The sequence below is a fragment of the Dyella sp. genome (assembly GCF_035685805.1).
Lineage (GTDB): Bacteria > Pseudomonadota > Gammaproteobacteria > Xanthomonadales > Rhodanobacteraceae > Dyella_A.
In genome coordinates this window covers 37,705-60,818 of sequence record NZ_DASSAB010000010.1, presented here as the reverse complement: position 1 = coordinate 60,818, position 23,114 = coordinate 37,705, and the positions used below count along the sequence as shown (strand labels likewise).

19 protein-coding genes and 1 riboswitch are annotated in these 23,114 nt (G+C 69.6%); of the genes, 8 read left to right on the top strand and 11 right to left on the bottom strand.

Going from position 1 to position 23,114, the window contains the following annotated elements:
- The coding region (mutS, locus tag VFG40_RS02075; RefSeq protein ID WP_324894383.1) for a DNA mismatch repair protein MutS at nt 1-1,681 on the top strand (1,681 nt) is incomplete at its 5' end.
- A gap of 311 nt (nt 1,682-1,992) precedes the next feature.
- A complete protein-coding gene (gene katG, locus VFG40_RS02070) occupies nt 1,993-4,242 on the top strand; it encodes a catalase/peroxidase HPI (protein ID WP_324894381.1) in 2,250 nt (749 codons plus the stop codon).
- Between the two features lie 85 nt (nt 4,243-4,327).
- On the opposite strand, the gene VFG40_RS02065 is transcribed toward katG, so the two are convergent.
- From VFG40_RS02065 to VFG40_RS02055, 3 genes are all read right to left on the bottom strand, one after another.
- The gene (locus VFG40_RS02065) at nt 4,328-4,972 is read right to left on the bottom strand and encodes a response regulator (RefSeq protein ID WP_324894379.1); all 645 of its coding nucleotides are present in this window, start codon (nt 4,970-4,972) and stop codon (nt 4,328-4,330) included.
- A gap of 92 nt (nt 4,973-5,064) precedes the next feature.
- Nucleotides 5,065-5,481 carry an Hsp15 family ribosome-associated heat shock protein gene (hslR, locus tag VFG40_RS02060; protein ID WP_324894377.1) on the bottom strand — a complete coding sequence of 139 codons (417 nt, stop codon included), beginning with the start codon at nt 5,479-5,481 and terminating at the stop codon, nt 5,065-5,067.
- Nucleotides 5,482-5,539: 58 nt separating this feature from the next.
- The gene (locus VFG40_RS02055; RefSeq protein WP_324894375.1) at nt 5,540-6,442 is read right to left on the bottom strand and encodes an AEC family transporter; all 903 of its coding nucleotides are present in this window, start codon (nt 6,440-6,442) and stop codon (nt 5,540-5,542) included.
- Between the two features lie 130 nt (nt 6,443-6,572).
- Between VFG40_RS02055 and VFG40_RS02050 the strand changes: the two genes are divergently transcribed.
- The 4 genes from VFG40_RS02050 to VFG40_RS02035 all read left to right on the top strand — a co-directional run bounded on the left by VFG40_RS02050 (nt 6,573) and on the right by VFG40_RS02035 (nt 11,097).
- Complete coding sequence (locus VFG40_RS02050) at nt 6,573-7,703, top strand: phosphotransferase enzyme family protein (protein ID WP_324894373.1); 1,131 nt, start codon at nt 6,573-6,575, stop codon at nt 7,701-7,703.
- A gap of 31 nt (nt 7,704-7,734) precedes the next feature.
- Nucleotides 7,735-7,832: riboswitch (TPP riboswitch) on the top strand.
- A gap of 62 nt (nt 7,833-7,894) precedes the next feature.
- The gene (locus tag VFG40_RS02045) at nt 7,895-10,099 is read left to right on the top strand and encodes a TonB-dependent siderophore receptor (RefSeq protein ID WP_324894371.1); all 2,205 of its coding nucleotides are present in this window, start codon (nt 7,895-7,897) and stop codon (nt 10,097-10,099) included.
- A 2-nt stretch (nt 10,100-10,101) separates the two neighbouring features.
- Nucleotides 10,102-10,677: a nicotinamide riboside transporter PnuC gene (pnuC, locus tag VFG40_RS02040; RefSeq protein ID WP_324894369.1), complete on the top strand. Its 576-nt coding sequence runs from the start codon at nt 10,102-10,104 to the stop codon at nt 10,675-10,677.
- Between the two features lie 57 nt (nt 10,678-10,734).
- Nucleotides 10,735-11,097, top strand: coding sequence for a 2-hydroxyacyl-CoA dehydratase (locus VFG40_RS02035; RefSeq protein WP_324894367.1), 363 nt, complete (start codon nt 10,735-10,737; stop codon nt 11,095-11,097).
- Between the two features lie 4 nt (nt 11,098-11,101).
- Here the strand turns inward: VFG40_RS02035 and VFG40_RS02030 are convergent, their stop codons facing one another.
- From VFG40_RS02030 to VFG40_RS02020, 3 genes are all read right to left on the bottom strand, one after another.
- Nucleotides 11,102-11,815 (bottom strand): response regulator, encoded by a 714-nt coding sequence (locus tag VFG40_RS02030; protein WP_324894365.1) that lies wholly within the window; start codon nt 11,813-11,815, stop codon nt 11,102-11,104.
- Entirely contained in the window at nt 11,812-13,353 is a 1,542-nt protein-coding gene (locus VFG40_RS02025; RefSeq protein ID WP_324894363.1) for a sensor histidine kinase, read from the bottom strand. Before VFG40_RS02025 ends, VFG40_RS02030 begins: the two co-directional genes overlap by 4 nt.
- A gap of 104 nt (nt 13,354-13,457) precedes the next feature.
- Nucleotides 13,458-15,332, bottom strand: coding sequence for a potassium transporter Kup (locus VFG40_RS02020; protein WP_324894361.1), 1,875 nt, complete (start codon nt 15,330-15,332; stop codon nt 13,458-13,460).
- A 234-nt stretch (nt 15,333-15,566) separates the two neighbouring features.
- Between VFG40_RS02020 and VFG40_RS02015 the strand changes: the two genes are divergently transcribed.
- On the top strand, nt 15,567-16,226 hold the full coding sequence (locus VFG40_RS02015) for an MOSC domain-containing protein (RefSeq protein WP_324894359.1): 660 nt from the start codon (nt 15,567-15,569) through the stop codon (nt 16,224-16,226).
- Between the two features lie 24 nt (nt 16,227-16,250).
- On the opposite strand, the gene VFG40_RS02010 is transcribed toward VFG40_RS02015, so the two are convergent.
- The gene (locus tag VFG40_RS02010) at nt 16,251-16,628 is read right to left on the bottom strand and encodes a helix-turn-helix domain-containing protein (protein WP_324894357.1); all 378 of its coding nucleotides are present in this window, start codon (nt 16,626-16,628) and stop codon (nt 16,251-16,253) included.
- A gap of 147 nt (nt 16,629-16,775) precedes the next feature.
- Between VFG40_RS02010 and VFG40_RS02005 the strand changes: the two genes are divergently transcribed.
- The gene (locus tag VFG40_RS02005) at nt 16,776-17,522 is read left to right on the top strand and encodes a glucose 1-dehydrogenase (RefSeq protein ID WP_324894355.1); all 747 of its coding nucleotides are present in this window, start codon (nt 16,776-16,778) and stop codon (nt 17,520-17,522) included.
- Nucleotides 17,523-17,627: 105 nt separating this feature from the next.
- On the opposite strand, the gene VFG40_RS02000 is transcribed toward VFG40_RS02005, so the two are convergent.
- From VFG40_RS02000 to VFG40_RS01985, 4 genes are read right to left on the bottom strand one after another with little or no spacing between them, the layout of a single operon-like run.
- Nucleotides 17,628-18,563 carry a MurR/RpiR family transcriptional regulator gene (locus VFG40_RS02000; RefSeq protein ID WP_324894353.1) on the bottom strand — a complete coding sequence of 312 codons (936 nt, stop codon included), beginning with the start codon at nt 18,561-18,563 and terminating at the stop codon, nt 17,628-17,630.
- Nucleotides 18,564-18,609: 46 nt separating this feature from the next.
- Nucleotides 18,610-19,932, bottom strand: a complete 1,323-nt coding sequence (locus VFG40_RS01995; protein ID WP_324894351.1) for a peptide MFS transporter — start codon at nt 19,930-19,932, stop codon at nt 18,610-18,612.
- Nucleotides 19,933-19,964: 32 nt separating this feature from the next.
- Entirely contained in the window at nt 19,965-20,990 is a 1,026-nt protein-coding gene (locus VFG40_RS01990; protein ID WP_324894349.1) for a dipeptide epimerase, read from the bottom strand.
- A gap of 59 nt (nt 20,991-21,049) precedes the next feature.
- Entirely contained in the window at nt 21,050-23,080 is a 2,031-nt protein-coding gene (locus tag VFG40_RS01985) for a serine hydrolase domain-containing protein (RefSeq protein WP_324894348.1), read from the bottom strand.
- Nucleotides 23,081-23,114: the final 34 nt, after the last annotated feature.

Sequence of the window (23,114 nt, the reverse complement as noted above, 5' to 3'; positions counted from 1 at the left end):
GGTGACGCCGATGGGCGCACGCCTGCTGCGCCGCTGGCTGACCCGGCCGCTGCGTTCGCGTGAGCTGCTGCGCCAGCGCCACCAGGCCATCGGCACGCTGATCGACAGCCGCCGCTACGACAGCCTGCGCGAACAATTGCGCGGCATCGGCGACCTGGAACGCATCCTCGCCCGCGTGGCGCTGCGTTCGGCGCGCCCACGCGATTTGTCTACCCTGCGCGACGGCTTGCTGGCCGCGCCGGAATTGCGGACGCGCATCAAGGATCTGGACAGTCCGCTGCTGCACACCCTGGTCGAACGCATTGGCGACCACGCCGACAGCGCCGCCCTGCTCGCCCGCGCCATCGTCAAGCAACCGCCGGTACTGCAGCGCGACGGCGGCGTGATCGCCGACGGCTACGACGCCGAACTCGACGAACTGCGCCGGTTGTCCACCCACGCCGACCAATACCTGGTCGAGCTGGAGGAACGCGAAAAAGCCGCCAGCGGCATCACCACGCTCAAGGTCGGCTACAACCGCGTGCACGGCTATTACATCGAGATCAGCCGCGCGCAGTCGGACAAGGCACCCGCGCATTACACGCGCCGGCAGACCACCAAGAACGCCGAGCGCTACATCACCGAGGAGCTAAAGACCTTCGAGGACAAGGTGCTGTCGGCCAAGGAGCGCTCGCTGATGCGCGAGCGCGCCCTGTACGAGGCGCTGCTGGAGCAGCTAATCGGGCAGCTCGAACCGCTCAAGACCGCCGCCGCCGCGATCGCCGAGCTGGACGTGCTGGCCACCCTGGCCGAACGCGCCGAGACGCTGGACTGGGCCGAGCCGGTGCTCACCGACGAGGCCGGCATCGCGATCGAGCGCGGCCGCCATCCGGTGGTGGAAAAGGTGCGCGACGAGCCGTTCGAGCCGAACGACCTCAAGCTCGACGACGCCCGCCGCATGCTGGTGATCACCGGCCCCAACATGGGCGGCAAGAGCACCTACATGCGCCAGAACGCGCTGATCGTGCTGCTGGCGCACATCGGCAGCTACGTGCCGGCCAGCGCGGCCACGATCGGCCCGATCGATCGCATTTTCACCCGCATCGGCGCCGGCGACGATCTTTCGCGCGGGCAGTCCACCTTCATGGTGGAGATGAGCGAGACGGCCAACATCCTGCACAACGCCACCGAACACAGCCTGGTGCTGATGGACGAAGTGGGCCGCGGCACCAGCACCTACGACGGCCTCGCACTGGCCCGCGCCAGCGCGGTGCACCTGGGCACCCACTGCCGCGCGTGGACGCTTTTCGCCACCCATTATTTCGAGCTCACCGAACTGGCCGGTGACTATCCCGGCATCGCCAACGTGCACCTGGACGCCGTGGAGTACGGCGAGCAGTTGGTGTTCATGCATGCCGTGAAGGAAGGCCCGGCGAACCAGAGCTTCGGGCTGCAGGTGGCAGCGCTGGCGGGGCTGCCCCGGCCGGTGATCGCCGATGCCCGCCGCACGCTCGCGGCGCTGGAGAAAGGCATGCACGGTGGTGCCGCCACGGCCCGTGCAAAACCGGAGTCGCCCCAGCTGGGCCTGTTCGCGGCGCCGCAACCCTCGCCGTTGCACAAGCGCCTGGCCGAACTCGACCCCGACACCCTCTCGCCCCGCGAGGCGCTTGCCGAGCTTTATCGGCTCAAGGCGCTGGCCTGATCTGGCTTCCGCCGCAGCCTCGGCGGGCACGGCGGTAGCACGCGGCTCCACCGCCCGTCTGCGACCCGCGTGCGCAGGAACGTGCTATCCGCCATCAACCATCGCGGCATAGCCTGCGGCTATCGTCTGCATCGGCACAAACGAATTCCTTCGCTCACCACCGTGCTCTACCGTGGGACGTCGGACATGGCGCGCCATGCAGCGCGCGATGGCCGCAGGCCGCCGGGCAATGCCCGCGTGGCCACGTGATCCCTCGCCATCGCCGTCACGACGTTCGCCGCTTCGGCACCCACCCGCTAAGGAGATAGCCCATGTCCACCCAGGCCAAATGCCCTTTCAACCACGCTGCCGGCGGCGGCACCACGAACCGGGACTGGTGGCCGAAACAGCTGCGGGTGGATCTGTTGCAGCAGCACTCGACCCGCTCCGACCCGATGGGCACCGCCTTCGATTACGCGGCGGCGTTCAAAAGCCTCGACCTGGCCGCGCTGAAGAAGGACCTTGCCGACCTGATGACCGATTCGCAGGACTGGTGGCCGGCGGACTTCGGCCACTACGGCCCACTGTTCGTCCGCATGGCCTGGCACAGCGCCGGCACCTATCGCATCGGCGACGGCCGCGGCGGCGCCGGGCGCGGCCAGCAGCGGTTCGCGCCGCTCAACAGCTGGCCGGACAACGTGAGCCTGGACAAGGCGCGGCGGCTGCTCTGGCCGATCAAGCAGAAGTACGGCAACAAGATTTCCTGGGCCGACCTGATGGTGCTCACCGGCAACGTCGCGCTGGAGACCATGGGCTTCAAGACCTTCGGGTTCGGCGGCGGCCGCGAGGACGTTTGGGAGCCGGATCAGGACGTCTACTGGGGCAACGAGACCACCTGGCTGGGCGGCGACGTGCGCTATGCGCGCAGCGAGCCCGGTGACGCCGAGGGCGAGATCGTGGCCGATGCGGGCCTGCACGGCCACGAGCACGACCGTACCGCCCCGACCGAGCGCAACCTCGAGAACCCGCTCGCCGCGGTGCAGATGGGCCTGATCTACGTCAACCCCGAAGGCCCCGAGGGCAGGCCCGACCCGCTGGCCGCGGCACACGACATCCGCGAGACCTTCGCCCGGATGGCGATGGATGACGAAGAAACGGTCGCCCTGATCGCCGGCGGCCACACCTTCGGCAAGACCCATGGCGCCGCACCGGCCGAGCACGTCGGCCGCGAACCGGAAGCCGGCGACCTGGCCGAGCAGGGCCTGGGCTGGAGCAACAGTTACGGCTCCGGCAAGGGCGCCGACACCATCACCAGCGGCCTGGAAGTGACCTGGACCACCACGCCCGCGCAGTGGGGCCACGACTACTTCAAGCACCTGTTCGGCTACGAATGGGAGCTGGAGAAGAGCCCGGCCGGGGCCCACCAGTGGGTGGCCAAGGACAGCGAGGCGATCATTCCCGACGCGCACGATCCGTCGCGCAAGCGACGTCCGACGATGCTCACCACCGACCTGTCGATGCGCGTCGATCCGGCCTACGAGAAGATCTCGCGCCGCTTCCTCGAGCATCCCGAGCAGTTCGCCGATGCATTTGCCCGGGCCTGGTTCAAGCTGACCCACCGCGACATGGGTCCGCGCTCGCGCTATCTGGGCCCGGACGTGCCTGCCGAGGAACTGCTGTGGCAGGACCCGGTGCCCGCCGTCGACCACCCGCTGGTGGATGCGGCGGACATCGCCGCACTGAAACAGCGCGTGCTCGACGCGGGGCTGTCCGTGGCGGAACTGGTGTCCACCGCGTGGGCCGCGGCCTCCACCTTTCGCGGCTCCGACAAGCGCGGGGGCGCCAATGGCGCACGCCTCCGGCTGGCGCCGCAGAAGGACTGGGCGGTGAACCAGCCCGAGCAGCTGGCCAGGGTGCTGGCGACGCTCGAGGGCATTCGTGCCGAGTTCAACCGCGAAGGGGCAAAGATCTCGCTGGCCGACCTGATCGTGCTGGCCGGCAGCGCCGCGGTCGAGCAGGCGGCGCGGGCCGCCGGCGTGGCGGTGACGGTGCCGTTCGCCCCCGGCCGCACCGACGCCAGTCAGGAGCAGACCGACGTGGAGGCGTTTGCGCCGCTGGAGCCGGTCGCCGACGGCTTCCGCAACTATCTCAAGCGGCGTTACGCGGTGCCCGCCGAGGCGCTGCTGATCGACCGGGCGCAGCTGCTGACCCTCACCGCGCCGGAAATGACCGTGCTGATCGGCGGCCTGCGCGTGTTGGGCGGCAACGTCGGACAGAGCCCGCATGGCGTGTTCACCGGACGGCCCGGCACCCTGAGCAACGACTTCTTTGTCCACCTGCTCGACATGGGCACCGCATGGAAGGCCAGCACCACCGAGGCGGATGTCTTCGAGGGACGCGACCGGCACAGCGGCGAACTGCGCTGGACCGGCACGCGGGTGGACCTGATCTTCGGCTCGCATGCGCAGCTGCGCGCGCTGGCCGAGGTCTACGCCAGTGCCGATGCGGGCGAGAAGTTCGTGCATGACTTCGTCGCGGCGTGGGACAAGGTCATGAACCTGGATCGCTACGACCTGCGCTGAGGCGCGAGCCGGCACGGCCGGTCGATGAAGGCACGAGGGGCACGGGTGGCGACACCCGTGCCCCTCGTGCTGTACGCCCGTCGACTCAGTGCTTGCGGGGTACGTCTTCCGCCGGCGCGATCTCCTCGTGCGGCTCCACCAGCGGACCGGTGATCACCGGCGCGACCATGTGCGGGTCGTCCGCATCGGGCAGCGCCACATCGGGGATGGCATCGTGCGATGCCGCCGACTCGGCCGGCAGGTCCTGCGGCGGATCGAGCAGCGGATCACGCGCTGCCAGCCGCCCCGCTTCCACCAGTTGCTGGATGCGCATGAACACCTCGGCGCGACCGAACGGCTTCTTCATGAAGTCGTCCGCGCCGAAGCGCTGCACGTAGAACTGCTCGGTCGCCTGCAGGTTGCCGCTGATCATCACGATCGGGATGCCGCGCGTCTCCGGCTCGCGGCGCAGCGTGCGCAACACCGCGAAGCCGTTCATGCCCGGCATCACGATATCCAGAAAGATCAGGTCCGGCTTCTGGCTGCGGGCGATCGCCAGCGCCGTCTCGCCGTCGCCGGCCTTGGATACCTCGTAGCCATCCTGGGCCAGCATTTTCCCCAGCACCGCGCGAATCGTGGGCGAGTCATCCACCACCAGCATGCGCGCGCCGCGCACGGCCTGCACGCGCGCGTTCTGCTGCCTGCGCTCGCCGGCGTTCAGCAGCCGCTTGAACAAATCGAAACCCGACATTGCGTCACTCCCCGTCATGCCCCCGCGCGTAGTCTCACGGCAGCTGCCCCCGTGCGCAATCGGCGGGGGCTGGCCGCGTGCGCGCCGACGCACTAATCGCCGGCGTCGGGGATGCCCTTGAGTCGCCGCAACGCGGCGCGGTCGTGCTTGCCGGGCCGGCCCTGCGGATGCAGCGCCGAGGCGCCGATCAGCCGACGCTGTTCGCGCGCCGCCTCGCGCGCCAGCCGGCTCGCCTCGGTCTCGCGATAGAGCGTCTGCGCCACGGTCGCCGGGCCACGCTGGTCCGCAAGGCCCAGTACCTCCACCTGCATCCGTTCCTCGCCGCGACGCACGTCGAGCCGGTCGCCGGCCCGCACCGCCCGCGAGGGCTTGCAGCCGGCACCGTTAAGTTCGACCCGGCCGCCCACCACGGCCTGCTTGGCCAGGCTGCGCGTCTTGAAGAAACGCGCGGCCCACAGCCACACGTCGATGCGGATTTCGGCTGCGGGAGAAAAAGTCGCTTCGCTCATCGCGGCATTATCGTGCCGTCGCGGGTCCGCTGGCACGCACGCAAACGCCCTGCATGCGTCATCCGCCCATCAGCATGTTGGCCAGCGGCACGGTCGCGAGCGAGAGCACGATGCCCGCTCCCAGCACGGTATTGGCCAGGCGCGGCTCCAGCTCGTACTGATCGGCCAGAATCGCTGCCGAGATCATCGGCGCCATCGCCGCCTGCAGCACGCCTACCGACAGGGTCAGCCCGTCCACCCCGAGCGCGCGACCGAGCGCCCATCCGGCCAGCGGCGCCGCGGCGAGCTTCCAGGCCAACCCGCTCGACAGCGCGCCGAGCTGTCCGCGCTCCAGGTGCAGCTTGAACTGCAACCCGACCGAAAACAGCGCCAGCGGAGTCAGTGTCTGCCCCAGCGGCATCAGCAGCTGGTCCAGCGTCGCGGGCCAGCCACCGCACAAGCCGGCGACGACCCCGATCAGCAGTGCGATGAATGCCGGGAACGTGACGATGCGCCGCACCACCAGCGCCGCGCTGGGCGTGCGCCCGGAATACAGCGACGCCACCACGATGCCGCCGGCAGCGAGCAGCGGAAAGCAGCCCAGCTGGTCGGCCACGACAGCCAGCGCCAGCCCGGGCTTGCCGTGCATCGCCTCCACCATCGGGTAACCCATGAACGAGGTATTGCCCAGGCCGCACACCAGGGTCAGCGCACCGATGCGCCCGCGCGGCCAGTGCAGCATGCGCCCCAGCACCGCGAACAGCAGCCACGCACCGAAGAAAGTGATCCACATGGTGGCGATCGGAAACCAGGTGTGCCGGTCGAAGTGCACGCGCGGGATCATTGCCAGCACCAGCGCCGGCAGCGCGATATTGAGCACCCACCAGTTCAGCCCCTGCACGATGCCGGCGGGCGGGCGGGCGAACCGCGCGACCAGCGCCCCCAGCGCCAGGCACACGAACAACAACAGCAACGCACTCATCGACAACGGCACACGGTGGCTGGCGGAACGCCCATTAGACGCGATGCGACACGAAGCCGGAAGGCCGCGCCGGGCCACCGCGTGCACGCTGGGCGATAATCGCGCGCTTGTGTGCTGGCCCGGACTGCCGATGACCGACTCCTCCCACCGCGTGCACGGCCTGGCCGGCGACGAGATCGCCCCGGACTGGCCCGCCCTCACCGTCGCCGAGGTCGACACCGTGCTGGACGCGATCCCGCAGCTGGCGTCGCCGTGGCGGATCATCTGGCACAGCCCGCGTCCGCTGTCGGCCGCCTGCCTGGTGCAGACCGGGGGCGGCACGGTGTTCGTGAAGCGCCACCACCACAGCGTGCGGAACGCCGCCGCGCTGCGTGAGGAGCACGGCTTCATCGCCTGCCTGCGAGGCGGTGGCATGCCGCTCGCCCGCCTGTTTGCCGACGCGCATGGCGAGACGGCCATCGAGCGCGGCGACTGGGTGTACGAAGTGCACGAACAGGCCCGCGGCATCGACCTGTACCGCGAGACGATCTCCTGGTCGCCGCCCGCGCGGTCGGCGCACGCCTTCACCGCGGGCCGGATGCTGGCGCAACTGCATCGGGCGGCGGAGGGCCGCGCCGCCGCGCAACGCAGTACGCACGTGCTGGTGGCGCGCAGCGAGCTGGTCACCGCAGTCGATCCCGTGCAGGCGCTCGACGCGCAACTCGGCGAACGCCCCGGGCTTGCGCAGTTCCTGCGCGGTCGCAACTGGCGCGACGACCTGGCCGCGGTCTTTGCGCCGTGGCAACGGGCGCAGCCTGCGCTGGCCCGGCAGCCGCGGCTGTGGACCCATGGCGACTGGCACGTCTCCAACCTGTGCTGGAGTGGCGCGGACGACGGCGCGGAGATCACCGCGGTGCTCGACTTCGGGCTGGCCGCCGCCACCTTCGCGCTGTTCGACCTGGCGACCGCGATCGAGCGCAACGCGATCGCCTGGCTGGAGCTCGACACCGGCGACGCCGTGCACGTCGACATCGCGCTCGCGCTGATCGCCGGCTATCGGCAGGTGCGGCCGCTGGATCGTTCGGACGTCCATCTGCTGGCCGAGCTGTTGCCCGTGGTGCATGTGGATTTCGCGTTGTCTGAAGTGGAGTACTTCCACGCGGTGACCCAGGACAGCCACGCTGCCGCTGTCGCCTACGACACCTTCCTGCGCGGCCACGCCGCCTGGTTTTCCACGCCGCCCGGACAGGCCCTGCTGGGGGCCATTCGCGCCGCCGCCTGACGCAGCGCCTGCGTTTCGTGTTTCAATGCGCGCCTTGAAGCGGGGGTGCCCGGCATGACGCCGGGCTGAGAGAGTCCCTTGGAACCTGATCCGGCTAGCACCGGCGTAGGGAGCTTGCAGCACCATCGCGCACGTCCGTGCGTCGGTGGTGCGCCGTCGCTTCGTCCTGCCCTTTCGAGACGACGACGACCATGAATTCCCTGCACCGCCATCCCCTCGCTGCCGCTCTGATTTCCGCGATCGCCCTGGCCGCGGTCGCCCCGTCGCATGCCGCCGACGACGCCGGCCACGACCCCGCCCAGGCCAGGCGTCTCGGTGCAGTGCAGGTCACCGCCAACGCGGACAAGGGTTACCGCGCCGAGAGCGCGCAGGTGGATACCTTCGGCAGCTTCGGCAACGCGCCGCTGCACGACACGCCCGCGTCGGTGACGGTGATCACCCGCGACCAGATCGACGACCGCCAGCCGCGCACGCTCAGCGAGCTGGCCCGCGCCGATGCCGCGGTGGGCGACAACTACGCGCCGGTGGGCTACTACCAGGATCTGGCCATCCGCGGTTTCGTGCTCGACCTGGCTACCGCCTATCGCCTCAACGACATGACCATCAACGGCGAGCAGCTCACGCCGCTGGAAGACAAGCAGCGGGTGGAGATCCTCAAGGGCCTGGGCGGACTGGAAGCCGGCATCGTGGCGCCGGGCGGCCTGGTCAACTACGTCAGCAAGCGCCCGGCCGACGTGCGTACCGCCACGCTGGGCACCGACTCGCACGGCTCGCGCTACGCCGCGGTGGACATGGGCGGCTGGCTGAGCCCCACGTTCGGCGTGCGCGTGAACGCCGCACACGAAGACACCCACTCCTACGTCCGGCACACGCCCGGCCGGCGCAGCTTCCTCTCGCTGGCGGCGGACTGGAAAATCAGCGAGCGCGCCACGCTGGAGCTGGACAGCAACTACCAGACCAGCGGCCAGCGCTCCGTCTCCGGTTACCAGCTGCTCGGCGGCACCACCATCCCGGCGCACCCGAGCAACACGCGCCTGCTCGGCTACCAGCCGTGGCAGCAGCCGGTGGGCATCCATTCCAGCAACACCACCGCGCGCTTCAACTACCGCTTCAGCGAGCAATGGAGCGCGCAGCTCTCGGCCGGCCACAGCCACACGGTGATCGACGACAACGTGGCCTTCGCCTACGGCTGCTTCTACGCGCCGCAGTGCGCCACCGGTGAGTACCCCGGCCAGTTCTTCGCCCCCAATGGCGACTACGACATCTACGATTTCCGCAGCCCCGACGACACCCGCCAGAACGACGAAGTGCGCGCCGTGATCAAGGGTGGCTTCGACACCGGCAGCCTCAGCCACGAAGTGAGCCTGGGCGCCAGCGCCTTCCGCCGCACGCTGGACCAGCGGCCCTACGTGTACGACTACGTCGGCACCGGCAACATCGACCAGATCGACCCGCCCTATTTCGCACCCTCGCCGAACCAGCCCGGCCCCTCGGCGCGCACCTTCACCAGCTGGCAGCGGGCCCTGTTCGCGCTGGATCGCGTGCACTTCGGCACGCAGTGGCAGCTGCTGGCGGGCGCCCGCTTCGTGCGGCTGGACGAGCGCGCCTGGGATGACACCGGCCTCGTGCTCGAGCGCCACACGCGCCTGAGCAAGACCCTGCCTCAGGCCGCGCTGCTGTGGCAGCCGAGCGCCCCGCTCACCGTGTACGCCAGCTACAGCGAGAACCTGTCGCTGGGCGCCGAGGCGCCGTACTGGACCACCAACGGCGGCGCGATCCTGGCCCCGGTGCACTCGCGCCAGCTCGAAGCGGGCGTGAAGTACGAGTGGAGCGATACGCTCAGCCTGCAGGGCGCGCTGTACCGCATCCGCCAGCCGTATCAGTACGCGCAGCCGGACAACTCGGCCTACGGCTTCACGTTCGTGCAGCACGGCCAGCAGGTGCATACCGGACTGGAGCTCCAGGCCGCCGGACGGGTGAACGACAGCCTGCGCCTCACCGCCAGCGTCAACCTGATCCAGGCCCGCGCGCGGGACACCGGCACGCCGGCGTACGAAGGCCACCAGATCGTCAACGTGCCGCGCCTGCGTTCGGCCGTCTATCTGGACTACCGCCTGCCGGTCGCGGCCAACATCGGCCTGCTCGGCGGCTGGCGCTATGCCAGCGCCAACCCGGCCACGCCGGACGGTCGCGCCCGCGTGCCTGCGTACAACGTATTCGATGCCGGCCTGCGCTACACCACCGACTGGAGCGGCCACCCGATGACCTGGCACCTGAGCGTGGACAATGTGTTCAACACCTTCTACTGGCGCGACACCGGCGGTGCCTTCGGTGATACCTACCTGTTCACCGGCGCGCCGCGGCTGGCACGGCTGTCGGTCACGGTCGGGTTCTGAGCATGAACTGGGTCGAGCTGGTGGGCGCGTTGATCAGCGCGTGGGCGGTCTGGCTCACCGCCCGGCGCCGCCCCTGGTGCTGGCCGGTGGGACTGGCCTCGGTGCTGGTCTACGGCGGCATCTTCGTCGATGCCAGGCTCTACTCCGACGCCCTGCTCCAGCTCGCCTTCGCCGGGCTCATCGTCTACGGCTGGCGGCGCTGGCTGCGTCACCTGGGCGACGACGGGCGGGTGCAGGTGGCGCCGTTGCCGTTCGCCCAGGCGGCGTGGCACGTCGCCGTCGGCATGGCCGGCGCGCTGGTTCTCGGCTACGCCATGCATCGCTGGACCGACGCCGCCCTGCCCTGGCTGGACGCCGCGCTGACCAGCTTCAGCCTGGTCGCGCAGTGGTGGCAGGGGCGTCGCCACGTGGCGGCATGGTGGCTGTGGATTGCGGTGGACGTGATCTACGTGGGCGAATACGTCTACAAGCACCTGCTGATCACCGCCGTGCTCTACGCCGGCTTCATCGCGCTGGCCGCGATGGGACTGCGCCAATGGCGGCAGGCGGAACCGGCCGCCGCGCCATCGGCGGCATGAGCGCAGCGCGCCGCCGCGGCGTGCAAAGATACCGCCTCCCCAGCAGCAGCGTTCTTCATGTCCTCAAGCTCTTATGATTTTCGTCAGTTCCAGGCCGAACTGGCTGCACTGGACGCCGCCAAGGCCAGGGAGCAGGCCACCGTCACACCACCCGCCACCGCACCGGCCAGCACGACCGTCGCACCGGCGCCACTGAAGAAAAAGCGCGGCCGGCCCAGCACCAAGGCGGCCGAAGCCGAACGGATCGCCCGGGCGCGGGACGAGTTCCTGGCGCTGCGCACGCGCCATCAGCTGACCGTTGCCGACGTGGTGGCCTTTTTCCCCGAGGAAGAAGGCGTGGCCTATCTGCAGGCTCTGCTGGCCCAGCCCCAGCCGCGCCGGCGCCGCCGCAAGACCGATCCGGCAACGCCGGCAGAGTGAGCCATCAGCGGGCGTCGCCGTCGCTTTCCAGAAACCGGTAACCCACGCCCGGCTCGGTCTTGAGCCACTGCGGCGCGGCCGGGTCATCGCCAAGTTTCTGGCGCAGGCGACCGATCACGATGCGCAGGTAATGCGTGTCCTGCACGTGGCTGGCGCCCCACACGTCGCGCAGCAACTGCTGCTGGCTGACCACCCGCCCGGCATGGCGCAACAGCAGCGCGAGCACGGCGTATTCCTTGCGCGTGAGCGCCACCGGCTCGCCATCCAGCGAGACCTCCCGCCGCAGCTGGTCCACCACCAGATGACCGTCGTCGTACCGGGCGGGCGTGTCGTCGGCACCGGCCACCACGCGGGTGCGCAGCAGCGCACGCAGGCGGGCCATCAGCTCCTGGATGCCGAACGGCTTGGTCACGTAGTCATTCGCACCGTGGTCCAGCGCCCGGACCTTCTCTTTCTCGGCGTCGCGTACCGACAGCATCAGCACCGGCACGTTGCTCCACTGGCGCAGCTCGGCCAGCACCTCGTGGCCCTCGCGATCGGGCAGCCCCAGGTCGAGCACGACCAGATCCGGCGACTGCGTGGCCGCCAGCGCAAGCCCTTCGGCGGCAGTCGCCGCAAGCAGCACGTGATAGCCCTCCGCGCGCAGGCCGATGTCGAGGAAGCGCCGGATCTGCGCCTCGTCGTCGATCACCAGCACGCGGGGCGCGGCGGCGCTCACGGGCCCGGCTCCGGCGCGGGCGGCAGCGGCAGCGTCACGCGCAAGGTGGTGCCGCCGCCGGTGCCCGGCAGCGCCTCCACGCTGCCGCCGTGCGCACCGATCATGCCGCGGCAGATCGACAGCCCCAGCCCGGTGCCCTTGTGGCCGCGATCGCCGCGCGAGACGGAATAGAACAGATCGAAAATGCGTGCCCGCTCCTCCTCGGGTATGCCCGGGCCCCGATCGCTGACGGTGATCTGCAACTGTTCGCCGGCCACCTGCAGCGTCACGCGCACGGGCTCCTCCGGCGGCGAGAAATGAGCGGCGTTCTCCAGGATGTTGAACAGCGCCTGCTCGATCAGCGCCGGATGCACGTACAGCAGCACCGTGGCGCTCGGCAGCGTGGTCTCCACCCGCAACGCGGGATGGAACCGGCGCAACCGACCGACCGCGGTGAGCACGATCTCGCTGGCGTCGACCCAGTCCCGGTTGAGCTTGAGCGTGCCGTGGCCGAGCCGGGTCATGTCGAGCAGGTTCTGGATGTAGCGGTCCAGCCGCTGGCCCTCCTCCAGGATCGATTCCATCAGCTCGCGGCGTTCCTGCGGCGGCAACTGCGCGTCGTAGCTCGACAGCGTACCGGCGGCGCCGATCATCGCCGCCAGCGGCGAGCGCAGGTCGTGCGACACCGACGACAGCAGCGCGCTGCGCAGCCGCTCGGTCTCGCCCTGCACGCGCGCCTGCTCCAGCGCCTCGGCCAGCTCCGCACGCTCCAGCGCCAGCTGCATGTCGCGCAGCATCGCCCGCGCCAGTCCACGGCGCGCGTCGTTAGGTTCCATTTCTTCCCCGCGCAGGGCCAGCGCGACCACCGCGCGCGCCGGCGGCACGTCGGTGAGCGGCAGGAACCAGTACGCCGATACGGGTGTGCCCGGCACGTGCGCTCCGGCCGGCTGTGCCTGTTGCCGGCTCCACAGCGCCGCCGCCAGGTCGGCACCGCTCCATTCCGGCGGCGAGGGCACCGCAACCGCCGTCTCGAGCGGCCCACCCGCGTCAGCCACCAGCAATATCGCTGCGCGTGCCTCCAGGGCCTGCGCCAGGGCGGCCGTACCAGCCGCACGAATGCCTGCGATGTTCGCCGTGCGCGCCAGTTGCTGACCCAGGTCCAGCAGCGTGCGCGCCTGCCACTGTGCGGCCCGCAGCGTGGCGACCTGGCGGGCGAGCCGGGTGGCCAGGTGGCTGCACACCAGCGCCACCAGCAGGAACAGCCCCACCGCCAGCACGTCGTCCGCACTGGCGATCGCCAGCGTGAAGCGGGGCGCGGTAAAGAAGAAGTTGTAGCCGACAAAGCACAGCATGGCGGTATACACGGCCACCGCCATGCGCGTGCGCACCGCCACCACCAGTACCGCGGTGAGGAACACCGGCGAAAGGTTGGCCACCGACAGGTAACGCTGCGCCGCGAAAGCCAGCGCAAACGCCAGCCCCGCCACCGCGGAGGCGAACAGGTAGTCGCCAAGCGTGCGCCAGCGGGGCGAGGGCGGCGCCCTGGTGAAGTCGAACATGCGGCCGGACCCGAGGGAGGTGGCCCACGTTAGTGCATCCGCTGCACCGGCGCGAAGTCTTGTCGACGCCGCCCACCGATGCCCTGCATGCGCCGGCATCGGCGTCAGATCTCCACCTGCGCGCCCAGCTCGATCAGCCGGTTGCCGGGAATGCCGAAGAAGGCCGTGGCCGGCATCGCGTTGCGCGCCATCAGCACGAACAGCCGATCACGCCACGACGCCATGCCGGCGCGGCGGGCGTCGGGCACGATCGACTCACGCGAGGCGAAGAAGGTGGTATCCATCAGGTCGAAGGCGACCCCCTCGCGCACGCACTGGGCCATGCGCGCGGGGATGTCGGCGTCCTCGTCGAAACCGAACCGCACGACCAGCCGCGAAAAGCTGGCATCCAGCGGCTGCCACTGGAATTGTTCGTCCGGCTCCGCGCGGGGCGTGTCCAGCGTTTCGGCCGTGAGCAGCACGTTGCGCTCGTGCAGCACCTTGTTGTGCTTGAGGTTGTGCAGCAACGAGTGCGGCACCACCGTGCTGCTGGCGGTGAGGAACACGGCGGTGCCATGCACCCGCACCGGTGGGTGCTCTTGCAGGGTGGTCAGGAACGGCGCCAGCGCCACGCCGCCGCGCTGCACCTCGCGCAGCACCAGCTCGCGGCCGCGGCGCCAGGTGGTCAGCAGCACGAACACGCCCAAGCCCAGCGCCAGCGGAAACCAGCCGCCGGAGGCGACCTTGATGATGTTCGCGCTGAAGAACGCCAGGTCCACGGTGAGCAGCGCCAGCCCCGTGCCCAGCAGCGCGGGCAGTCGCCAGCCCCACTGGAACCGCGCCACCACCAGCGCCAGCAGCGTGGTGATCACCATCGTGCCGGTCACCGCGATGCCGTAGGCCGAGCCGAGGTTGTCGGAGGAGCGGAAACCCAGCACCGCCAGCACGATCAACACCAGCAGCGCGCGGTTGATAAATGGCACGTAGACCTGCCCCGACATCTCGTGCGAGGTGTGCACCACCCGCATGCGCGGCACGTAGCCGAGCTGCATCGCCTCGCGGGTCATCGAGAACGCACCGGAGATCACCGCCTGCGAGGCGATCACGGTGGCCACCGTGGCCAGCGCGATCATCGGGTACAGCAGCGCCCGCGGCACCAGGTGATAGAACGGGTTCGCAACTGCCGCCGGATCCTCCAGCACCAGCGCCCCCTGGCCGTAGTAGTTCAGCACCAGCGACGGCAGCACCAGGTTGAACCAGGCCAGCCGGATCGGCCCCTTGCCGAAATGGCCCATGTCGGCGTAGAGCGCCTCGGTGCCGGTAACGGCCAGCACCACCGCACCCAGCGCGAAGAACGCCTGCGCGTGGTTGTGCATGAAGAACCCCACCGCGTAGGTCGGGGACAGTGCCTGCAGCACCGCCGGGTGCCGGACGATACCGATGACGCCAAGCGTCGCGATGCTCGCGAACCACACCACGCAGACCGGTCCAAACACGGCGCCGATCCGCGCGGTGCCGTGCTTCTGCAGCCAGCACAGCGCCACGATCACGCCGATCGTGATCGGCACCACGTAGCGCTCCAGGTGCGGCGCGGCCACCTTCAACCCCTCCACCGCGGACAGCACCGAGATGGCGGGCGTGATCACGCCATCGCCGTAGAACAGTGCCGCACCGAAAATGCCCAGCACGGCGATCACCAGGCGCAGGCGCGGCACCTCGCGCGCGCTGCGCTGGGCCAGCGCCATCAGCGCCATGATGCCGCCCTCGCCCTTGTTGTCCGCGCGCATGATGAACAGCAGGTACTTCAGCGAGACCACGATGATCAGCGACCAGAACACCAGGCTCAGCGCACCGAGCACGTTGTCCGGCGACGGCGCTACGCCATGCGGGCCGAACACCTCCTTGAGCGTGTAAAGCGGGCTGGTGCCGATGTCGCCGTAGACCACGCCGACCGCACCCAGCGCGAGCGCCGCCACGCGGCGGTTCGAGGACGTTTGCATTGCCAACACTCCCAGCTGACGGCAACGCTGCCGTCGCGCACGGATCGCCGGCAGCGGCGGAGGCTGCACGGCGACATCAAGACCCTTGCCGGCCCATCCGCGAAGGCGGGGCCGACCCATCTGCAAGGCGCACACGATAGGAACCGGCGCATAAGAAAGGGGTAGCGCACCGGCGCGGTGGCATAAAAACCGCGTAAAAAGAGCGCTCCCCTCGCCTGTGCCCGGAGACCCGTCATGCCGATGACCCTCGCCACCGTCAGCGTTGCCCTTCCTGCACCGGTCGCGCACGACGGGGGCACCGTCGCCACGGGCATCTTCAAGCGGCCGGTCGATGGCCCGGTGGCGGTGCGCTGGCTCAACCTGGCCGGCGACGGACAGGCGGACCTCGTGCACCACGGCGGCGCCGACAAGGCGGTCTACGCCTACTCGCTCGACCACTATCCGTGGTGGTGCGGGGAGCTCGACCGCGAGACCCTGCCGCACGGCCAGTTCGGCGAGAACCTCACCATCGCCGGGCTGGACGAGGCGAAGGTGTGCGTGGGCGACCAGTTGCAGATCGGCGGTGCCCGGTTCGAGGTGACGCAACCGCGGGTGCCGTGCTTCAAGCTGGGCATCCGGCTGGGCGACCGGGACATGCCCCGGCGCTTCGCCGAATCATTGCGCAGCGGCGTCTACCTGCGCGTGCTGCGCGAGGGCAGCATCGAGGCCGGACAGCCGGTGGAAGTGATCGCGGAGGATGGCGAGCGGATCGCCATCCGCGCCCTGTTCGAGGCGTATTTCCGACCCAACGATTGCCGCGCCCTGGCCGTGCTCGAACAGGCGCTGGCGGTGCCGGCCCTGTCGGACGAGTGGCGGCGGCAGATTACCCGGCGGCTGCAGCGCCGCCGCGAGTGACTCGCGTGCAGCGTGTGCCGGCCGTCAGCCGGCGCGCTTTTTCGCTGCGGGCTTGCGCTTGTCCGCGGCCTTGGCCGGCTGCGTCGCGCGATAGGCGTTCATGATCGCGGGCAGCAAACCGGGAAAGCGCTGGTTGATCTCGCTGCAACGCGTGGTGTTGAGCATCTCCACGCCCTGCCGCTCGCTGCGCACCAGGCCTGCCTCGCGCAGCGTGCGGAAATGCTGCGACAGGGTCGACTTGGGGATCGCCCTGTCCACCACCTGCAGGAACGTGGAGCAGGTCTGTGCGCCTTCGGCAGCGGCCATGTCGGCATAGATCGCCGCGCGCACGGGGTCGGAGAGCGCATGCAGGATGCCCTCCACGGTGATGTCGTCGATCGATGGATGGACCAGCGGTTTCATGCCGCGATGCTAACAGCGCTTGACTCTTTGTTCCATTGTTCGTATTTTACGAACGACGGGACTACAGGACTCTGCATGAACCTCCTGCAGCCCGCTACCCCCGCTCTCTAAGCCATCTCGCTTCATCTTCCCCAAGGACACATCGTCATGAGCAAGCTCACTGGAAAGGTCGCCCTGGTCACCGGCGCATCGAAAGGCATCGGCGCGGCCATCGCCCGTTCGCTGGGCGCCGAAGGCGCGTCCGTCATCGTCAACTACGCGTCCAGCAAGGCCGGCGCCGATGCCGTGGTCGCCGACATCACCGCAGCGGGCGGCAAGGCGGTGGCGGTCAAGGGCGACGTGTCCCAGGCCGCGGATGCCGCGGCCCTGGTGGAGGCGGCCATCGCCCGGTTCGGCCGGCTCGACGTGCTGGTGAACAACTCCGGCGTGTACGAGTTCGCGCCGCTGGAGGCGATCACCGAAGAGCACTTCCATCGCCAGTTCAACGTCAACGTGCTGGGCCTGCTGCTGGTGACGCAGGCTGCCGCGGCGCGGATGAACGACGGCGGCAGCATCGTCAACATCGGCTCGGTCGTCTCGCGCATCGTGCCGCCGGCCAGCGCCGTCTACACCGCGACCAAGAGCGCGGTGAACGGCATCACCGGCGTGCTCTCGCGCGAGCTCGGTCCGCGCAGGATCCGCGTGAACGCGGTGAACCCCGGCATCGTGGAGACCGAGGGTACCCACACCGCGGGTTTCATCGGCTCGGACTTCGAGGCCAGCGCGATCACGCAGACGCCGCTGGGTCGCACCGGCCAGCCGCAGGACATCGCCGGCATCGTCACCTTCCTGGCCTCGGACGACTCCTACTGGCTCACCGGCGAGGAGCTGTACGCCGGCGGCGGCATGCGCTGACCGCAACGTCCGACCTTGGGCGCGGCGGGGACGCAGCCGGTGAGATCCCCGCCGCCGCACGCTGCAACAGGCACGGCGGCACGCCATGCGGCGAAAGCGCCGCAGTCAGCCGGCGGGCTTGCTGCCGCGCGGCCGCCTGGCGGCACCGCCCTTGCCGGCGGCCGGCTTGCCAGGCGATCGCGCCCCGGCGCCCTTGGCGGGCGTGGGTGCCTCCACATAACCGACGAACTTCTGCCGCAACTGGGTGATATCGCCAATGCGCTCGAACATCTCGCCCTGGGCCTTGATCACGCTGCCGGTCAGCAGGCTGAGCAGGCTGGTGACCGGCCCGAAATTGTGCCAGGCAAGCGCCGGATCGATCGGCAGCATCAGCACGTTGTCGGTGAGCTGGCGCGCCCAGTAGCACTGGGTATCGGTGATGATCGCCAGCGGGATGCGGCGCGCCACCGCCTCCTCGGCCAGGATGCGGAAGTGCCGCGAGTAGCGGCGGAAATCGATCAGCACCAGACAGCTGTTGGCGGTGGAGTCCAGCAGCACGTCGGCATAGGCACCATCCAGCCCGTCGGCGAAGCTGGTGCGCGGCTTGACGTGTTGCAGCAGGCTGGCAAACCCCAGCCCGAAGAAGCGGCCGTGGTGGAAGCTGGCGACCGACACGCGGTCGGCCGCCACCAGCATGTTCACGATCGCCTCCCACTGCGGCGTGCGCACCAGCGCATGTGCCGCGGTCAGGGCACGGATGTCCGCCTGCAGGCTCTCCGACAGCGCATCGGCACCGCCGGCCCGCGCCGGGTTGTTGTACAGCTGCAGCCAGGGCGAGTCCTCGCGCAACTCCGCCTTGAGTTCATTCAATCCGGCATAGCCCAGATTGCGCAGGAACCGGCCCACCGTCATCGGGCTCACGCCGACGCGCTCGCCCAGCGACGCCGCCGTCTCGAACGGAATGGCGCTGAGGTCGTGCAGCAGGTAGGTGGCGATCTTCTGCTCCGACGTGGTGAACGTGTCCCAGCGGCTTTTCAGTTTTTTCTGCAGGTCCTTGATCATGGATCCTCGACTCGGGGTGCTGCGGCCAGGCGAACGCGGGGCGGATTCAGCGCGACAGCACGGCCGGCTCCGCACCTGCGTGGCGCTCCACGTCGCCCAGGCGACGGCCGAGCATATACAGAAGCAGCGCCGACACGCCGGCGACCGCGCCGATCAGCATGAAGAAACCGCCGTGGCCGAAGCGGCTCCACAGCGTACCCAGCGCACCGGCCAGCAGGTTGCCGAAGAAGCCGGCGAAGAACCAGGTGGCGATGCTGGTGGCGCGAAAACCCTCCGGCGCCATGCGACCGAACAGCGCCAGCCCGGTCGGCAGGATGTACAGCTCACCGATGGTGAACACCACGAACCACACGAACAGCCACAGCCAGCTGGCGCGCGTGCCGTGCGCCTCGCTCCAGCCGGCCACCGCGCCGAGCGCGACGTAGGAGAGCGCCACGATCAGGGCACCGAACGCCATGCGGCCCAGCAACGGGGTTTCCACGCCGCGCCTGGCCAGCCGCGCCCACCGCGCCACCAGCACCGGCGTGAGGGCGAACACCGCCAACGAGTTGATCGACTGGAACCACGTCATCGGGATGGTCCAGCCGCCCGCCAGTTGCCGATCGATGCCGGTGTCGGCCCAAAGCGCGATGGTGTTGCCGTTCTGCTCATAGGCGCCGCGGAACACCACCACGATCGCGGCGATGCCGATCAGCAGCGCGAAACGGTCCCGGGCCGCGCGGTCCATCGGCGGACGCGCCGCGCGCGCCTCGGCGCCGCGCGCGGGCTCCGGCGGCAGGTAGCGGCGCCCGGCGAGGTAGATCACCAGCGACGCGAGCATGCCGATGCCCGCCGCGCCGAAGCCCCAGTGCCAGCCGTAGGCCTCGCCCAGCGTGCCGCAGACCAGCGGCGCCAGGAATCCGCCCAGATTGATGCCCACGTAATAGATGTTGTACGCGCTCTTGCTGCGCGGATCGCCGTGGCGGTACAGCCCTTCGATCTGGCTGGCGAGGCTGGGCAGGAACAAGCCGTTGCCCAGCGCGATCATGCACAGTGCGGGATAGAACAGCGCCTCGGAGGACATCATGAAGTGCCCCAGTGCCATCGCCGCACCACCGATCACCACGGCACGCGCCTTGCCCAGCCAGCGGTCGGCGACCACGCCACCGAACACCGGGGTGAAGTAGACGAACGCGGCGTAGGCGCCATACACCAGCGAGGCGTATTCCTGGTCCATGTCCAGGTGCTTGGTCATGTAATAGACCAGGATCGCGCGCATGCCGAAGAAGGAGAACATCTCCCACATTTCGGTGAGGAACAGCACGGTCAGGCCGCGCGGATGGCCGAACCAGGTCTTCTCGCCCAACGGCACGGGGGTGGCAGAGATCACGCGTGGAACCCTCCTCGCAGGCCGGTCATGGATCAGGCCGGCACCGCCAGCGGACCGCCCCAGAGCGCGTCGGGGCACCAGATGTTACCGCCCTCGTAGATCACCGACGGGGTGTAGTCGGTGATGATGCTGAGCGGCCCGTCCAGGTCGACCACGTCGCACAGCTGGCCCACCACGAATGCCGGCGCCATCGCCAGCGACGAGCCGCCCATGTTGCCGACCATCAGCTCGAAGCCGCGCCGGCGCGCCTCACGGGCGATGTCGAGCGCCTCGGTGAGGCCACCGCACTTGTCCAGCTTGATGTTGATGACGTCGACGCGGCCATCCACCCGATCCAGGTCCGCGCGATCCTGCACGCTCTCGTCCGCGGCGATGCGGATGGGGCGCTCCAGGCCGTCCAGCCACGCCTCGTTGCCCACCGGGAACGGCTGCTCGATCACATCCACACGCGCCTGCACCAGGGTCGGCAGCAGCCGGGCGAACGATTCCCGGGTGAAGCCCTGGTTGGCGTCCACCATCAGCCACACGTCCGGCCGTGCCTCGCGCACGGCCAGCACGCGGCGCGCGCTGAGGTCGTCGTCGGTGAGCTTGAGCTTGATCGCGCGCGCCGCGCCGTATGCGCGGGCACGGGCGGCCATCAACTCGGGCCGGTCCGCGCCCAGCGTGTAGGTGGTGAGCAGCGGCGCCGGCGGCGCGAGCCCCGCCAGCTGCCACACCGGCTGCCGGGCCTGCTTCGCTTCCAGGTCCCACAAGGCGCAGTCGAGCACGTTGCGGGCGCCGCCGGCCGGCAGCAGGGACTGCAGCCCGGTGCGCGTGAGGCCCGCCTCGATCTGCCCGCGCAGCGCCTCGATCTGCGCCAGCATGGTCGTGGGGGTGTCCTTCAGGTAGTACACGCCCTGCGCTTCGCCGCGTCCGGTGCGGCCGTCGGCGTCGGTCAGCTCCACGATCAGTGCATCGAAGGTGGTGAAGGTGTAGCCGGTGATGTGGAACGGTTCGTTGATCGCCCAGCTCATGAGCGTGGCGCGCAGGCGCAGTCGCCCGCCATCGTGGATGTTCATGCATGCCTTCCTGCAGGGAGCGAGCGCGCGGCCGCGCGGTGGCGCAGCCGCGCGAAGGGTCAGTAACGGACGTTGAAGCTGATCATCCCGAACGCGACGATGAACCAGCCCAGGTAGATCGCCGCCAGCGCCAGCAGGGTTTCGCCCGCCAGTACCCAGCGGCCGCGGCGCGGCCCCATCCAGCAGCGCACGGCATGCACCACCACCGCCAGCGCGCCGAGCAGGGCGAGCACGCCCAGCACGTAGAGCAGATACAGCCACGGCGTCATCGTGCCCTGCAGCAGCATGTCCTCGCTGACCGACGACGCGATCAGCAGCGTGCTCCACCCGGCCACGTCGACGAACAGTGCCAGCACGCCCAGCCGCGACAGCAGGCGGGTACGGCGGCGGGTCGCATCCAGGACCAGCGGGTGGCGGTAGTGGCGCCGCACCCAGCCGCCCACGCCCCAGCTCAGCAGGGCGATCACCAGCGCCAGCAGCGCCAGGCCGCCCAGCACGCCCACGCTTCCCAGCGAGCGCGCCGCCGGAACCCGTTGGAACACGAACACCGGCGCCTCCACGTCGGTGGCCCAGTAGGCAATGTCGCCGTCCTTGCCGGTGATGAACTTCAGCTGCGCATCGCCGTGCACCTGCCGATAGATCAGCGGCCCGACCTCGCGCCAGTGCAGCGGCTTGCCGGCGTAGTCGGTCCAGTCCGACACCACGATGGTGTGATCGGGCAGCGCCTGCACGCTGCTCTGGCCGAGCAGGTACAGCGGACGCAGTGCGCTGTCGTTGCGACGGCTCGACTGGTACCAGCCGGCCACGCGCGCGGCGTCGGCGGCGGCGCTGGCCACCGTGGGCTGCTCCGGCGACTGGTAGGGAAAATAGCGATCGAGGAAGGCATCGAACACCGCCCGCCGGATCACGTGCGCGCCGCCGCCGCTGCCGAGGCTGTTGAACGACATGAACACACCCACGTTGGCGTCCAGCATCAGGTGCAGGTCGCTGTGGAACACCACCGTATCGCCGCCGTGCCCGATGATGCGCTGGCCGTGGCTGTCCTCCTGGTAGAAGCCCAGGTCGAAGCCGTTGAGCCCGGGCGCAGCCGTGTGCTGGGGGCTGTGCATCAGCTGGGCGGTGGCGGGCTCCAGGATGCGCGCATCGCCGAAGCGGCCGTCCTGCAGCTGGGCGATCATGAAGCGCGCCATGTCGGTGGCGGTACTGCTGAGCGCACCGGCGGGCGCCGGATCGACCGGCTCGAACGGCTGCGGCTTGCCGTCGGACGCGCTCTGGTAGCCCTTGGACATCAGCGGCGCCAGCGCCGGCGGCAACGGCTGCGCGAAGCTGGAGTGGGCCATGCCCAGCGGGTCGAAGATGTGGTGCTTGATGTAGTCGGCGAACGGCTCGCCGGACACGCGCTGCACGATGTAGCCGGCCACGCCGCAGCCATAGTTGGAATACGCCACGATGCCGCCCGGCGCATAGATGCGCGCCGGCACGTGCGTCTTGAGGTACTTCTCCAGGTTCACCTCGTCGGTGGTCTTGGGCAGCAGCCCGCGCGCGGTGTCCTCGAAACCCGGCGTGTGGGTCATGATGTTGCGCAGCGTGATCGGCTTGCCATCGCGCGGCGGAATGGTGAAATCCAGGTACGCGTTGACGTCCTTGTCCAGATCCAGCTTGCCCTGCTCCACCTGCTGCATCACGGCCGTCCAGGTGAACAGCTTGGACGTCGAGCCGGGGCGGAACAGCGTGGTCTGCGGCGACGGCGGCGTGCGGGTCTCGAGGTCGGCATAGCCGTAGCCGCGGGCGAAGATCAGCTTGCCGTCCTTGACCACGCTGATCACGCCGCCGGCCACGTCGCCGCTTTTCAGGGCGAACGGCACCAGCCCGTCGAAGAAGCTCGACAGGTCGGCGGCGTCGAGCCGGTGCTGGCGATCATCGACCGGTGCCGCGTCGGCAACGCCGGCGGCGGGCGACGCGCTCGCTGCAGGCAATGAGGTGGAACCGGCCGGCGCGGGGCTGGCCGGCGGCGGTGACACCTGCGCCGCGACCAGGCCGACGGCACAGGTGAGAGCGAACGCCGCGGCGATCTTCGCATAGCGATTCATGGACACACTCCGGATAGGGCGGGATGGCGAAACA